We start from the raw sequence: 13,079 nt of genomic DNA on the forward strand, positions 1-13,079 counted from the left end.
CGACTATTCAAGTGCAAAGCACCCACAGGTTGATAACCCGCAACTTGGGTTATTATAGATCAGTTAAAAACTCCGGAGGATTAAAAGCGCCATGCCGAATTTTATGGTACGTCAGCGGAAAACAAACGGAAGGTAAAGGTAAAGGTTTCAGCGGAGTAGAAGCAATTCGAGCCTCCTCTCGTCTTGATGAAGTCATCATTGGTAAACCTAAGGAGCTATATCAACGTTTCCAACGACTAGGTGTGTATAAGTTCAGTGATATTTTAAATATAAACATAGATAAAGATGGAAATATTATGGCTCTTCGTTTTAGTGATATCGAGTTATTCACTTCACCTGTAACCTTAAAGAAACTTCAAAAACTATCATTTTTAAATTTCTTACTTATATCACCTTATAAAATACCTCAATTTTTATTGAATCAAGTGTATAATTTAGGTGTATTAAATCAAATATGAACGGTAGAAAATGCCTAGTAATATCCTGCTACTATCAATACGTCCTAAATATGCAAAAAAAATATTTGAGGGTAATAAGAAAGTAGAACTGCGGCGGGTTCGTACTCGATTAGATAAGGATGACTTAGTGCTAGTCTACGCTTCGTCTCCTCAAAAAGCTTTGCTCGGCTATTTTGAAGTAGATAGTATTTTGGAAATTCCGATTCATAAGTTCCCGGAAGACCTTAATAAAATTTGGAATCAAGTGGGTAAAACAGCGGAAATGACCCGGAAAGAGTTTGATATTTACTATGCGAATGCTTCTCTAAGTGTATGCATCTTTTTAAAAAATGTTCAACTCTTACCTGAGCCTGTAAATTTAACACGTTTAAGAGAGGAATTATCTGACTTTAGACCGCCACAAAGTTATCATTACCTAACAGAAAATGATTTTCAGACTATTAAATATCTAGCGCAAAATAATACTTCTAGTGTTTCTAATTATTAAGTGTTTTATAGCAGAAGTCAGAAGTAAAAAGGTTTTTTCTATCTAGCTTTTATACCTCAGCCTTGCACCTTATTTACTTGCAATATGCTGTATTTATGAATTAGACACAATTTCCAGTATACGATTAGATAATGTTAGCTCACAAAAAAGATGAATTTGCAAGGCTATTTCAGGAGTTTTTAAACTCATATCCTTACACACCCGCTGGCCTACATCATACAGCAGCCTATGAAAAACAGCGTCAGCAAGGGAAGAGAAACTTTGAGGCGATCGCAGCAGCAGCAGACTTTGGAGAAGACGTAATAGAATTAGTCGTGCTGCAACTACTACCTTACCCAGACGCAACTAAAAATCGTGAAAGGGGAGCTTGGATTCATATTAGTTCATTTGTCACCAAAGATATAAAAGAATCTTTTGAGGCATCAATGTGGATAAAGCCAGAAGACTGGCAGTATATTGCTTTGGCGATTTTAAATTTTGTTCGCCACTGCAATGATGATCCAAAGCAGTTGTCAGCAGCTTGTGTGAATTTTTCGCACCTGCCTTATGCTCAATATTTACCAATAGGAACAATCACGCCTATCCTTAATGCACTCCGACCAGAGGAATTTCTACTAATTAATAACCAATTGATACAAGTGATTAACTATTTTTCAAATACAGTTTATACGGAAAAACTAACTGATTATCCTAAATTGAATGTCACTGGAAAAAAGCTGATAGCAGAACTTTCCCAGCAGATGCACCAATCTGGTGTACCAGCTTTGAGGGATGATGACTTGTTCGATATGTTCTCTCACTGGTTAGTAGCTGTTAAAAAGTATAATTTTATTGGCAAGGATGACCCACGATTTCAAGAAGTAGAATTGCAACCACAATATAGCTTAGCTGAATGCGCTGAAAAAATTGGCTTGAATGAAGCAGAACTAGAAAGCTGGATACGCGCAATTAATCGCAAAGGACAAGCAATATTATATGGCTCCCCAGGGACTGGGAAAACTTTCATTGCAGAAAAACTTGCCCAACACTTAATAGGTGGCGGTAATGGCTTTTCTGAACTCGTGCAATTTCACCCAGCATACTCTTATGAAGACTTTATTCAAGGCATCCGTCCTCAAAACGAAGATGGAAAATTAACATATCTGCTGCTTCCAGGTCGTTTTGTACAATTCTGTAAAGAGGTAGAAAATTGTCAAGGTATTTGCGTTTTAATAATAGACGAAATCAACCGTGCAAATTTAACTCAAGTTTTTGGTGAATTAATGTATCTCCTAGAGTACCGCGACAAAGAAATTCCCCTCGCTGCTGGTAACAAATTTCGCATTCCCACCAACATTCGTATCATTGGCACGATGAACACAGCAGATAGATCAATTGCTTTAGTAGATTATGCATTACGCCGCCGCTTCGCATTTATTGAACTCCGCCCAAACTATGATTTGTTGCGGCGCTATCACCTGAAAACAGATTTTGCAGTCGAGGTGTTAATTAAAATTTTAAACTATATCAATCTAGCTATTTCAGACAAAAACTATGAAATAGGTATTTCGTTTTTCTTAACAGATAAACTGAGTGAAGATATTGAAGATATCTGGCGCATGGAAATTGAGCCTTATTTAGAAGAATACTTCTTTAACCAGCTAGAAAAAGTCAATGAATTTCGCTGGGAGAAAGTCAAGCAACAGTTATCATTATGAAGTCAGAAAAACCAAGAATTATAAAACTGACTGAATATGCAACAAAGTCATGTCAGGCTGATGAAATACCCGAAGGAGTAGGAATAGAGTTATTTAAGAAATATAAAAACCAAATAGATATAGATTTTCCTACCTATAAAACGGGTAATAAATGGCAAATAAAATCTAATGGATGGGTAGGTTATATTCCTTTAAGCACTGAAATTGCTTTCAAACTCAATCCCAAAGTGCCTATCACAAACCTCTTTGGAATGCTAGAGTATGCCTATCATTTAAAAAGTTTCCGCTTTTTGGAAGGGCTGATGGATTGCGAATCTCTAGAGGAATTTTACAACCATCTTGCTTATGTCTTAGCCCTGCGAATTCTAGAGCGTTGTCGAAAAGGATTATATCGTACATACTTACCTCAAAGAAAAGAACTAAGCTATGTACGGGGAAGGTTAGATGTGCAACAAGCTATCCAAAATCAGTGGAATATTAAACTTAAATGCCACTACGAAGAACATAAGGCTGATATTAAAGAAAACCAAATTCTCGCTTGGACACTTTTTATTATTAGTCGCAGTGGTTTGTGTTCACAAAGAGTATCTCCAATGGTACGAAAAGCTTATCATGCCCTGCAAGGATTGGTAACCCTGCAACCCTGTCATTCACAAGATTGTATCGGGCGACAGTACAACCGCTTGAATGAAGATTATCGATTGTTACACAATCTCTGCCGATTCTTCTTAGACAACATTGCACCAACTCATGAAAGAGGCGATCGGACAATGCTACCCTTTCTCGTCGATATGGCAAAGCTTTATGAAAGTTTCGTTGCACAATGGCTGAAGGAAAACACGCCAAAAGCTTATTTTTTCAAACAGCAACATCAGGTAGAAATAGGTCAGAATCGACGGTTTTCTATCGACCTACTACTGTGCGATGCTGCGACTAGCAAAATATTAGCAGTGTTGGATACCAAGTATAAAGCTCCTGATAAAGCAGCAGATGCTGACATTCATCAAATGGTAAGCTATGCCACAACTACTCAGTGTAACCAAGCCATTTTGATATACCCAAAACAGCTCACACAGCCTTTGGATGTTAAAAGTGATGACATCCGAATCCGCAGCCTGATCTTTTCCCTAGATAATAACCTTGATAACGCAGGTCAGACTTTCTTAAAAAACCTTCTCGCCCTTTCTTAATTCATTTCTCCCACTCCCCTCATCGCCAACAACGCCGTCCCATAAGCTGCTTCCATATTCACAGGACGGACTACAGGAACCCGCAAAATTCGCTCCCTAATCGCCGTCCAAGTAGAATTCGCCGCACCACCACCAGCAGTATAAACTTGGGTTAATCGCTCAGCTCCCAATTCTTGCAATAATTCATACCCTCTTGCTTCTATCCGAGCAATGCTTTCTAGCAACCCATGCAAAAATTCTACGTTACTATCTGGACGTGGTTCCAGTCTTGGCAATAAATTTGAGTCATTTATCGGAAAGCGTTCCCCAGCTTTCAACAACGGATAATAATCCAACTTGCTGACTTTTGACCCATCGATTTCACAACTCAAGCTTTCTAATTCAGCTTTAGTAAAAAATTGCTGTAGCACTGCACCTCCTGTATTGGAAGCACCCCCAGTCAGCCACAAATCCCCGAAGCGATGGCTATAAATCCCGTACCTCGAATCTTCCACGCGGGTATGACTCAACAGCTTCAGCACCAGTGTTGAACCAAGCGAAGTCACTGCTTCACCGCTTAATTTGGCACCACTGGCAAGAAAAGCTGCAATACTGTCAGTCGTCCCAGCACACACCATGCAATCTCGACGAAACCCGAATTGATCTGCAATCTCAGAGCGTAATTCTGCAATCGGAGTTCCAGGAGTTATGACTTTTGGTAGATGAATTTTGATTTTTAAGTTTTCTAGCCATTCTGGATATTTCAACTCTTCCACGTCATAACCCAGCTTTAAAGCATTGTGGTAGTCAGTAATACCCAACTGCCCATGCAGGAGAAATGCTAGCCAGTCTGCTTGATGCAGGAAATATCTGGCTTGAGCAAAAGATGGCAATTGAGACATCCACAGAAGTTTGCCAAGGCTGGAAGTAGCACTTAAGACTGTATGATTTGCAGGCGCTATGCTTCTTAATTCCTCCATCACCACTGCTCCCCGTGCGTCGTTGTATAGCAGGGGTGCGTCTACAGGTATCCCCGCAGCATCACACAGCAGAACTGTGGAAGACGTACCGTTGATCGCAATTGCTCTTACTTCTCGCCGCAATTCTTGAGGAATTCGCTCAAGCAAGCTAAACAAAGCTTTCTGCCAAGAATTTGCCAACTCAGATACTTCTGACTTCTCAAAGGGAAATCGCCCCTCCGCTTGAACACAAGCTTGCTCGTCAACAACCACTGCTCTTGCACCGGACGTGCCAAAGTCAATTCCCAAATAAAAATTCATATATAGCAGTCGCCAACTCTATTAGGACATATAGCAAGGAACGCTTAACGCTTAACGCTTAACAGAGTTGAAAATCTCGTCATGTCTGTATTTTCTCATTAGTTCATGTCCTAATCTACCTAGCAACCGCTATTATATAATTTTTCTTTATATTAATTCATAACTAATGACTAATCACTAATCAGATAGGACTCCTATTTGATTTTTGTGAAAGTGCCTGGGTTCTGCGCTTAAAAAGCTCAGTGTACCCCCAACAGCATTTTTTCTGTTCCCTGCTCACGCCAGGTGCTACAACGGGGGGAACCCCCGCAACGCACTGGCTCCCCTGCTCCCTATTCCCTACTCCCTGCTCCCTATTCCCTACTCCCTGCTCCCTACTCCCTGCTCCCTGTTGCCTATTCCCTGTTAAGCGTTCCCTTAGTTATTGTTTCATCTTGTAACAACCTATTCCCCTATCTTGGCAAAACAGTGAAAAGTAGTAAACGAAATGTTCAATATCTGAGGTTTAAAACAATGGCTATTTCAGATACTCAAGTGTACATTGCCCTTGTTGTAGCGCTGATTCCAGGTCTTCTGGCTTGGCGGTTGTGTACAACACTCTACAATTCATAAGACTCGCAAGAGCTGAGTTACCTGGTAGTACAGGGTACAGTTCTCGGACTTTTGCGGTTTAGTATCGTAATTTGTTCGAGACTGTATACGTATAAATGCCAGGTTTTTTACTTGACAGACGATCAGTGTACCAAGTACGAAAAAATTGAAGTAATATGGCAGCTAAACAAAACTGTAAAAGGCGCAGGTGTGCATTTGGCATGCGTCTACTCATTTAGCGAGGTTCCTTTTATCACCATGAACGCATTTCAACCCTCTAGACTTCCGGTACAACCACCACAACAGCGTCGAGTCACTCCTCGACGGAAGCGGCATCTTCGTCAACGCTCTTATCAAGTGATGGCACTGGAAAGTACGGCAAAGATAGCTGTTAACGTTGTGATTTCAACAGCAGCAGTCTCTGCTCTCATGCAGCTTTTACCTTATCATTGGTCGCAGCAAGAAAAATTACGAACTATCCGTATTGATGTCAATCAGATGGAAGAACGTGTATATCAGTTGCAGGGAGAATTTAGCCGTAACTTTGATCCGCGCCAAGCTAAGATGATTATGCAAGAACAGGGCTATCGATTTGACCCTAATCAGCGTCAGGTCGTGTTCCCAAAAGATACTATAGAACATAAACAACTAGAATCAAACTAATTCCGTTCCTTGTAATTGCCATTCCATAAATAAATTTGGAATTTAGTAGTAAGGCTAAAAGCTGATAGTTCATAGCTAGTCGCTTACTATCTAGGAGCTATATAGTTATCATCTATTAGCCATTACACCGTTATCAGGATGTTTCTAACTCTGTGTTTCATACAGAGGCTATGCCAGTGATGATAAATGCAATGTCTACCAGGTAGGATGCTGCGTTGGTAGCAACTCGTGTAACCAATTTTCGACTTGTAAACGTAAGTGTGAACCGGACTCTACCTTTTTGAAGCTAGGATAAGGTAGTTCAATTAAGGCACGACGATAATCGGCGATCGCACAATTCCAGTCTCCCCAAAGATGATAAGTCCTACCTCGTTCTGCTAGAACATGACCTTCTAACTGACCAAACAGCAGAGCAACCTCAAAATTTTCAATTGCCTCCTCGTATTGCCCTAAATCGCGCAAGGTTATACCTCGGTTTATCCACGCCCTAACGTGGCTTGGGTTGAGATCTAAAGCCCGATCATAATCAGCAATTGCTTCTAATAACTCTCCACATGCGGCATAGTAATTTGCCCGGTTATTATAAGCACTGGCTAATTTCGGATTAAGTTGCAATGCTGTGTTATAATCGCAAAACGCTTTTTGCGTTTCACCACTTTGAAAATAAATTAGCCCTCGATTGTTGTAATCAATAGCGTTGTGCGGATGACGATGAATTAATTGATTCAACAGGGCGATCGCCTCAATGTAATGACCTTGTTGGGCTTTTGTTATAGCATCTGAGCGCAAGTAGGTGTCCCCAAAAGATTTACTGCTACCGTTAGTCCCTTGCTCCTGTCGTACTTTTGTAGTGTGTGAGACACATGGGTTGCGGTGATTTTGTTCGCCACCAAATGGGAAAGATGAATGATTGTTCATATATTACTACCTGAGCTGCTTGCTCTGTGAGATCAACTTATAAGGTTCCAAGCTTCTGTGGTTTTCTAACTGTGTCACTTGTTAAGGTGTCTATGAGTCATTCATAAGTATGGAATAAAAATGTCACAAGTCCTTATAGTGTGAGAGTTTACGGCGTAAAGAGCCAGAAGCTCTTTAACCAGATAAACGTAAAGCATACCCAATAGATGCTTGAATCTAATAATTGATACGTCTTCCCCAAGGTAAATTCCAGATAATATAAAGATCAATTTAGTAGACTATTCAAGTAGCGTGGGCAACAAATTGATAAAATGCCAGAACGCCCCCATGAAAAAAACTCCCCAACTCAAGTGTCAGAGCACAGAAGAACAAAAACACCTCTTATAGTGCGTTGCGGAATTCTAAATTTTCTTATTGTTCGTATTGATAAAATATTCTTATGACAACCGAAACCTCCTACTCCAATGCTCCTGATTTAACAGCCGATGATTACATTGTGATCGGATTGGCAACTTGCTTTGTCAAAGAAGATGGAGAAGTATATCAAGTTGAAGTTCTAGAACCTATTGCCTCTGCATCACTGGAAACACTTGTTAAAGGTATTCCTACCTCCTTCAAGCTTGCTTGCGCCACAACTTTGGGATCTGTGCTGGACGAAGACAAATCTCAAATGCCTCCTGAGTTTCCCCAGACGGCTCAATTTAGTGATGATTTTGTTGAACGGGCGATCGCCGCAGCTCGCACCTACAAGCGTCGTGAAGCTGCTAAATCTCTGATACCTCTGGGCACAACTTATACAGATTTTAAATATTCTACTGATCGCAAGCGAGTATTAAATGCCTCACGAGTTGTCACCAAGGAAGACAATGTCAAACAGCACCCCAATACTCATAAAGTTCTTTAATCAGTTATCAGTTATTTACTTTCAGTCTCAGAAATAACAATATAATTACTGATGACTGATGGTTGTTAACTGTTTACTTATTTGCTCATGCTAAAACTTTACGGCGGCGCACGTAGTCGTGCATCAATTGCTCAGTGGTACCTAGAGGAACTGCAAATTCCCTATGAATTTGTCAAGCTTGATATGCAAGCAGGTGAGCATCGTCAGCCTCAGTATCTGGCAATTAACCCAATAGGGAAAGTGCCAGCAATTGTTGATGGAGATTTCCAGCTCTGGGAATCTGGGGCAATTTTGCTATATTTAGCAGACAAGTATGGTAAATCTGCCCACTCTCCACAGGAACGGGCTCAATTAGCTCAATGGGTGTTATTTGCTAATGGGACTTTGGGACCAGGAATTTTCGTGGAAGCAAGCCGAGAACGAGAAATGCCAGTCTTGATGACTGCTTTAAATGAAATTTTTGAGCGTCAACCTTTCTTACTGGGTAATGAATTCACAGTTGCTGACGTGGCTGTGGGTTCTATCTTATCTTACATTCCCATCATGCTCAAGCTAGACCTGAGTTCGTACCCAGCTGTATTGAACTACATGAAACAAATGTCTGAGCGTCCAGCTTTTCAAAAGAGTATAGGTGGGCGCAGCTAATCACTCGCTTGCGCTCAGATTCACTCATTCGCTGATTCGCTAATTCAAAATTATTTTTTTGAATCAGCGAATTAAGCGAAGGTGCATAACTAACGATAATTTGTAAACTGCAAAGCAACCGGAAAATCTTCTTGCTTTAGCCGTTGAATGATAGCTTGTAAATCATCTTTATTTTTAGCAGTAACACGCACTGCGTCGCCTTGTATTGAAGGTTGTACTTTCTTGAATTCGTCACGAATCAACTTAGAAATTTGCTTGGCATTTTCCTGATCAATGCCTTTTTTAAGTTTGATTTCTTGACGAACTCGATTTCCACTAGATGATTCTACTTTGCCAAAATCAAAGATTTTCTGCGAAAGATTGCGCTTTGCTGCTTTTTCCCGCAGTATAGTATGTACAGATTCTAAAGTAAAATCACTGTCAGTGTTCACCGTAATACTTTGTTCACCTAACTCAACAGTTGTTTGAGTATCTTTGAGGTCGTAGCGACTTTTAATATCTCGTACAGCTTGGTCAACAGTGTTGACCAATTCTTGTCTGTCAAAATCGCTCACAATGTCAAAGGAATAGGTAGAAGCCATAGAAGATTCTAGATTTTAATTTTTGCATTTTGGATTGCTAATTGATTTTTATTAGTTGTTAGTGGTTATGGAATTTTTTACTAACTAATAAATGACTAACCACTAACTAATGCTCATTTCCTAATTAGCTATTTGCTTGAATGATGCTCATGACAATAAGAGTAGCAGACCCAAGGGAACCGATACCAAACATGAGCGAGCGTAAAACGGGTATATTCAAAATATAAAAAACTGAGTATAGCAACCTAGCTACGAGAAAAGCGATGGCCGCCCCTACAGCTAGGGTAGAAAAAACACCCGTTACGTATGCCATTAATGCTGCTGCAGAAAAAATCATAAACGCTTCATACGAGTTTTGGTGTGCCCAAGTTGCTCGTTGGGCGTATGGTGGTAGCTTATCAAACATGGCGCGGGGAGTAGACAAATCATACCCAACACGAACACGGGCATAAGCTACCACTAGAAACGGTAGATAAATGAGTGCAGCAGCAGCGGCAATAGAGTACAAAAAAATAGTCATTAGTCAAATACAAAAGTCAATGACACATGATTAATCAAAGTAGAATAATGTCACCACCTTTCTTTGTTCTTCTGCATCTTTACAAGTTTGCAGCAGGATGCCGCTGTCGTGAAATGCAAAACATATCAGTTGCTGGCAGCGCGAGACAATCTCCTTGTTGCACAAGTAGCTAGCTTCGGCAAGGGACATATGATCCTTGCTAGCATTTTCCACTAGATGCATGACCTTTTCTAATTGCTGACGCGATTCGTGAGGTTGGCGTTCTAAGCTTTGAGGTAGAATCACCGTTAACAAATTCGGATCAGCCCGCATTGCTCCCTTAATCGCAGCTGAATTTGTACCCGTAGCGCCAGAGGTAATCATCCTATTACCGGATAAAACCAAGGCGTAGGTCATCATCTCAATTAGATTCTGATGGGTAATCGGGACATGACGGGAACCGAGCAACGCAATTCGCTTAGAACCCGTTTGCTGGATTGTCGCCAGTTCTTGCGCTAATGTATCGACGTTGTAATGGTCTATTGACTGACTCAAAGACGGACAAAATCAGATTAAACGACCTAGCTATTGTAACAGACGTAGGGGAGTTCTCTGTCAGCGATTTGTCATGTCGTCATGCTATTTTTCTATTTGCTCAACTTAATAGCCTAATTGCTTGCTCACACCAAGCAAGCCAAGATGTTTCAGAACTTATGCCATTGAGTAGAGTCAGGTACTGAAATTTTGCTTGTTCTGGCAGTTGTTGAGGATTTTGGAAGTATTGTTGGTCTAAAAGTTTGTATGTAGACAATTTTTCTTCGTGAGCCTGACGATGACGCTCTAACTCTTCCAAAATTGTCTGCTTTTGAGCAACATAACCGCCAAAAATTTTAACCAGTAAATCGTCTTTGATCGGCGTGGGTTCACATGGCTGTGCAATCCAGTCCAAAAGCTGATGTTTTCCGTGTTCTGTAACATGGTAAAGCTTTTTATCTGGGCGTCCTTGCTGTGGAATGGTCTCGGAGGCAATCCAGCCTTGAGCTTCGAGTTTAGATAACTCCCGATAAATCTGCTGGTGACTTGCTGACCAGAAAAAGCCGACAGAACCATCAAATTGTTTGGCTAGGTCATACCCAGTACAGGAACGGTCTACCAAAGATGCCAATATTGCGTGAGCTAAAGCCATAGGAATCCTCCTTGACATATGCAACTTTTAGAATATATTTTGTCTATATGCAAATATTTGCATATAGACAAATTGCATACAAAGCTCCTCAAAACTGTCAACACAAAGGAAAAACGTCAAATGGTATTAGTTTCAGTAACACGCTTACATCTGTTGTCCCCCCGTTATTTTCCAGGCTTTTTATGGCACACTGCGCTTTCATCATGGCAAATCATCAATATTCCTGGGTTTTTAAGAGGTAAACTCGCATTCGATAAACAAGGAGGTGCTTGGACTATAAGTATATGGGAGACTGAATCAGTAATGCGACAGTACCGTAACTCTGGCGCACACCGCCAAGCGATGCGCTATCTACCCCGTTGGTGTGATGAAGCCGCAGTTGTTCACTGGCAGCAAGAAGATACAACCTTACCTGAAGCCTCAGAGGCTTACCGTCGAATGGTGTCTGAGGGTCACTTCACCAAAGTGCTTCAGCCATCAGATAATCACCAAAAGCGGCAAATTCCAGAACCTCCATTACCAAAGGCAGTACCACTATATCCCAGAAAAAAAAGTAAGAGCACCGCATCCCAGTACGGTACCCCTACTCTCAATCTTCATGACTGAATCGAACTTAGTGTTAAGAATTTTCAAGATAGTGCCGCTGCTGGATTTAAATTCAGCAAAGCAAGCAAGCGATCAACATCAAAATGTTGAGCCATGAGATGGCGAATGCACTGGACTTTTAGAGGTTCATGGACACGAACTGTACCAAAAGTGCGGTTAATAATTTCCACAGTTGTTAAGGTATCTAAATCAACTGATAAGATTGGGATTTCAAGTTCTTCTGCGCGATTGAGAATAAAGGGAGGAGGAGGTAATTGTCCGGTGAGGATTAGGCATTGGGTGGAAGTTTCCAAAGCCGCTTGCTGAATTTCTATGCGATCGCCCCCTGTAACTACTGCCATATTCCGGCGCATACCAAAATACTTTACCGCTGCATTGACATTCATCGCCCCAATTGCCAAACTTTCCACCATCAAATCCAGGCGATCGCCACAGCAAAGAACTTCCGCTTTTAACTGGTTTACCAGTTCACGCACGCTAACACTGCATAACACAACACTTTTCGGTAACATCCCCAGCACAGGGATATCCTGCTGTTCTAAAAACGGACGGATAGTGGTATTGACGGCTTGTAATTGTTCTGCAGGAATATCATTGATGACAACACCAACTAAGCGATCGCCCAGACGTTGTTTAGCACACAACAGTGCTTCAACTAAAAGCAGCGATTTATAGCGTGCGACCAAAAGTACCGCAGCATCCACCACTTCTGCTACTTGCAGCAAAGACAAATCAAACAAACTGCCTTCTTCCAAGTTACCTGGACCTTCTAGTAACACCAAGTCGCCGACTTGTATTTGCGAATATTGCTGCGCTAATAACTTTTGATAATTGGTCTTGTCTAACCCTTGTAAACGTTTTTGCACCGCTACTTCATTTAAAGCCAGCATCGTGGGTGCAACGCGGTTTTTTGGTAAGTTGAGACTGTCAGCAATAAATTGAACATCTTCCTCAACCATCGTTCCTGCAGATTCACTTAAACAAGTACCTAGCGGTTTGCCATAGCCAATATCCAGTCCCTTTAGCTGTAGTTGATAAGACAAACCTAGGACTGTTGCAGATTTCCCGCAGTAAGCCTCCGTAGATCCAATTAATAAATGCTTAGCGGACTTTGGCACACATGCACTCCTACTTTACAAAAGTTTAGGTAACTTTCAACGTTTAGCAGTCAGTTTGATTTTAGCTGTAGATAGTCTATCCACAAAACTTACGGACACACTGCTTTATCATTCGCACAATTTTTCTGTAGGAAGCACAAAAAAGCAAGGTATACGGGCAAAGCCCGTAGCGCTCAAGGGAACTTCTACTCAACCATAGGAATGATTGCTCAACTTAAGGAAATGTTGATGATTCTAACAACAGCTTTTTTTTACGGTAGCATAGCCAAAACCGACA

The 13,079-nt window shown here is 41.0% G+C and carries 15 protein-coding genes and 1 pseudogene; 9 read left to right on the forward strand and 7 right to left on the reverse strand.

Annotation, left to right across the window (positions count from 1 at the left end; translation table 11 throughout):
- The 4 genes and pseudogenes from AC5JM2_RS27535 to AC5JM2_RS27550 form a co-directional block, all read left to right on the forward strand.
- A pseudogene (locus AC5JM2_RS27535) lies at positions 1-458 on the forward strand (hypothetical protein); the annotation flags it as partial.
- Between the two features lie 10 nt (positions 459-468).
- On the forward strand, positions 469-945 hold the full coding sequence (locus tag AC5JM2_RS27540; RefSeq protein WP_495838004.1) for an ASCH domain-containing protein: 477 nt from the start codon (positions 469-471) through the stop codon (positions 943-945).
- 131 nt (positions 946-1,076) lie between these two features.
- Positions 1,077-2,642 carry an McrB family protein gene (locus tag AC5JM2_RS27545; RefSeq protein WP_495838006.1) on the forward strand — a complete coding sequence of 522 codons (1,566 nt, stop codon included), beginning with the start codon at positions 1,077-1,079 and terminating at the stop codon, positions 2,640-2,642.
- On the forward strand, positions 2,639-3,832 hold the full coding sequence (locus AC5JM2_RS27550) for an McrC family protein (protein ID WP_495838007.1): 1,194 nt from the start codon (positions 2,639-2,641) through the stop codon (positions 3,830-3,832). Before AC5JM2_RS27545 ends, AC5JM2_RS27550 begins: the two co-directional genes overlap by 4 nt.
- Here AC5JM2_RS27550 and AC5JM2_RS27555 read toward each other — a convergent pair.
- Entirely contained in the window at positions 3,829-5,091 is a 1,263-nt protein-coding gene (locus AC5JM2_RS27555) for an FGGY-family carbohydrate kinase (protein ID WP_495838009.1), read from the reverse strand. The two genes, AC5JM2_RS27550 and AC5JM2_RS27555, sit on opposite strands and share 4 nt — an antisense overlap.
- A 513-nt stretch (positions 5,092-5,604) precedes the next feature.
- Here AC5JM2_RS27555 and psaM point away from each other — a divergent pair.
- Positions 5,605-5,703, forward strand: a complete 99-nt coding sequence (gene psaM, locus AC5JM2_RS27560; protein WP_495838011.1) for a photosystem I reaction center subunit XII — start codon at positions 5,605-5,607, stop codon at positions 5,701-5,703.
- Positions 5,704-5,940: 237 nt separating this feature from the next.
- Positions 5,941-6,345, forward strand: coding sequence for a slr1601 family putative cell division protein (locus AC5JM2_RS27565; RefSeq protein WP_495838013.1), 405 nt, complete (start codon positions 5,941-5,943; stop codon positions 6,343-6,345).
- Between the two features lie 195 nt (positions 6,346-6,540).
- On the opposite strand, the gene AC5JM2_RS27570 is transcribed toward AC5JM2_RS27565, so the two are convergent.
- Positions 6,541-7,263 (reverse strand): tetratricopeptide repeat protein, encoded by a 723-nt coding sequence (locus AC5JM2_RS27570; RefSeq protein ID WP_495838015.1) that lies wholly within the window; start codon positions 7,261-7,263, stop codon positions 6,541-6,543.
- A 439-nt stretch (positions 7,264-7,702) separates the two neighbouring features.
- Here AC5JM2_RS27570 and AC5JM2_RS27575 point away from each other — a divergent pair, with 439 nt between their 5' ends.
- Both AC5JM2_RS27575 and AC5JM2_RS27580 read left to right on the forward strand, forming a co-directional pair.
- Positions 7,703-8,167, forward strand: coding sequence for a hypothetical protein (locus tag AC5JM2_RS27575; protein WP_495838017.1), 465 nt, complete (start codon positions 7,703-7,705; stop codon positions 8,165-8,167).
- Between the two features lie 87 nt (positions 8,168-8,254).
- A complete protein-coding gene (locus AC5JM2_RS27580; RefSeq protein ID WP_495838018.1) occupies positions 8,255-8,812 on the forward strand; it encodes a glutathione S-transferase family protein in 558 nt (185 codons plus the stop codon).
- Between the two features lie 89 nt (positions 8,813-8,901).
- Here AC5JM2_RS27580 and AC5JM2_RS27585 read toward each other — a convergent pair whose 3' ends face one another.
- From AC5JM2_RS27585 to AC5JM2_RS27600, 4 genes are all read right to left on the reverse strand, one after another.
- Positions 8,902-9,393, reverse strand: coding sequence for a YajQ family cyclic di-GMP-binding protein (locus AC5JM2_RS27585; protein ID WP_495838020.1), 492 nt, complete (start codon positions 9,391-9,393; stop codon positions 8,902-8,904).
- A 124-nt stretch (positions 9,394-9,517) separates the two neighbouring features.
- The gene (locus AC5JM2_RS27590) at positions 9,518-9,913 is read right to left on the reverse strand and encodes an MAPEG family protein (RefSeq protein ID WP_495838022.1); all 396 of its coding nucleotides are present in this window, start codon (positions 9,911-9,913) and stop codon (positions 9,518-9,520) included.
- 30 nt (positions 9,914-9,943) lie between these two features.
- Complete coding sequence (locus AC5JM2_RS27595; RefSeq protein ID WP_495838024.1) at positions 9,944-10,447, reverse strand: DNA recombination-mediator protein A; 504 nt, start codon at positions 10,445-10,447, stop codon at positions 9,944-9,946.
- A gap of 100 nt (positions 10,448-10,547) precedes the next feature.
- Positions 10,548-11,078 (reverse strand): PadR family transcriptional regulator, encoded by a 531-nt coding sequence (locus AC5JM2_RS27600; protein WP_495838026.1) that lies wholly within the window; start codon positions 11,076-11,078, stop codon positions 10,548-10,550.
- A 120-nt stretch (positions 11,079-11,198) separates the two neighbouring features.
- On the opposite strand from AC5JM2_RS27600, the gene AC5JM2_RS27605 reads away from it, so the two are divergent.
- Positions 11,199-11,684 carry a DUF3291 domain-containing protein gene (locus AC5JM2_RS27605; protein ID WP_495838028.1) on the forward strand — a complete coding sequence of 162 codons (486 nt, stop codon included), beginning with the start codon at positions 11,199-11,201 and terminating at the stop codon, positions 11,682-11,684.
- A 23-nt stretch (positions 11,685-11,707) separates the two neighbouring features.
- Here the strand turns inward: AC5JM2_RS27605 and AC5JM2_RS27610 are convergent, their stop codons facing one another.
- Entirely contained in the window at positions 11,708-12,802 is a 1,095-nt protein-coding gene (locus AC5JM2_RS27610) for a phosphotransacetylase family protein (RefSeq protein ID WP_495838030.1), read from the reverse strand.
- Between the last annotated feature and the right edge of the window lie 277 nt (positions 12,803-13,079).

It is taken from the genome of Brasilonema angustatum (assembly GCF_059505445.1).

Excerpts from the sequence above, each read along its gene's own strand:
- AC5JM2_RS27550 (WP_495838007.1), top strand. The coding sequence starts at position 2,639 with ATGAAGTCAGAAAAACCAAGAATTATAAAACTGACTGAATATGCAACA.
- AC5JM2_RS27590 (WP_495838022.1), bottom strand. The coding sequence starts at position 9,913 with ATGACTATTTTTTTGTACTCTATTGCCGCTGCTGCTGCACTCATTTAT.
- AC5JM2_RS27555 (WP_495838009.1), bottom strand. The coding sequence starts at position 5,091 with ATGAATTTTTATTTGGGAATTGACTTTGGCACGTCCGGTGCAAGAGCA.
- AC5JM2_RS27605 (WP_495838028.1), top strand. The coding sequence starts at position 11,199 with ATGGTATTAGTTTCAGTAACACGCTTACATCTGTTGTCCCCCCGTTAT.
- AC5JM2_RS27545 (WP_495838006.1), top strand. The coding sequence starts at position 1,077 with ATGTTAGCTCACAAAAAAGATGAATTTGCAAGGCTATTTCAGGAGTTT.
- psaM (WP_495838011.1), top strand. The coding sequence starts at position 5,605 with ATGGCTATTTCAGATACTCAAGTGTACATTGCCCTTGTTGTAGCGCTG.
- AC5JM2_RS27580 (WP_495838018.1), top strand. The coding sequence starts at position 8,255 with ATGCTAAAACTTTACGGCGGCGCACGTAGTCGTGCATCAATTGCTCAG.
- AC5JM2_RS27575 (WP_495838017.1), top strand. The coding sequence starts at position 7,703 with ATGACAACCGAAACCTCCTACTCCAATGCTCCTGATTTAACAGCCGAT.
- AC5JM2_RS27585 (WP_495838020.1), bottom strand. The coding sequence starts at position 9,393 with ATGGCTTCTACCTATTCCTTTGACATTGTGAGCGATTTTGACAGACAA.
- AC5JM2_RS27540 (WP_495838004.1), top strand. The coding sequence starts at position 469 with ATGCCTAGTAATATCCTGCTACTATCAATACGTCCTAAATATGCAAAA.
- AC5JM2_RS27565 (WP_495838013.1), top strand. The coding sequence starts at position 5,941 with ATGAACGCATTTCAACCCTCTAGACTTCCGGTACAACCACCACAACAG.
- AC5JM2_RS27570 (WP_495838015.1), bottom strand. The coding sequence starts at position 7,263 with ATGAACAATCATTCATCTTTCCCATTTGGTGGCGAACAAAATCACCGC.
- AC5JM2_RS27600 (WP_495838026.1), bottom strand. The coding sequence starts at position 11,078 with ATGGCTTTAGCTCACGCAATATTGGCATCTTTGGTAGACCGTTCCTGT.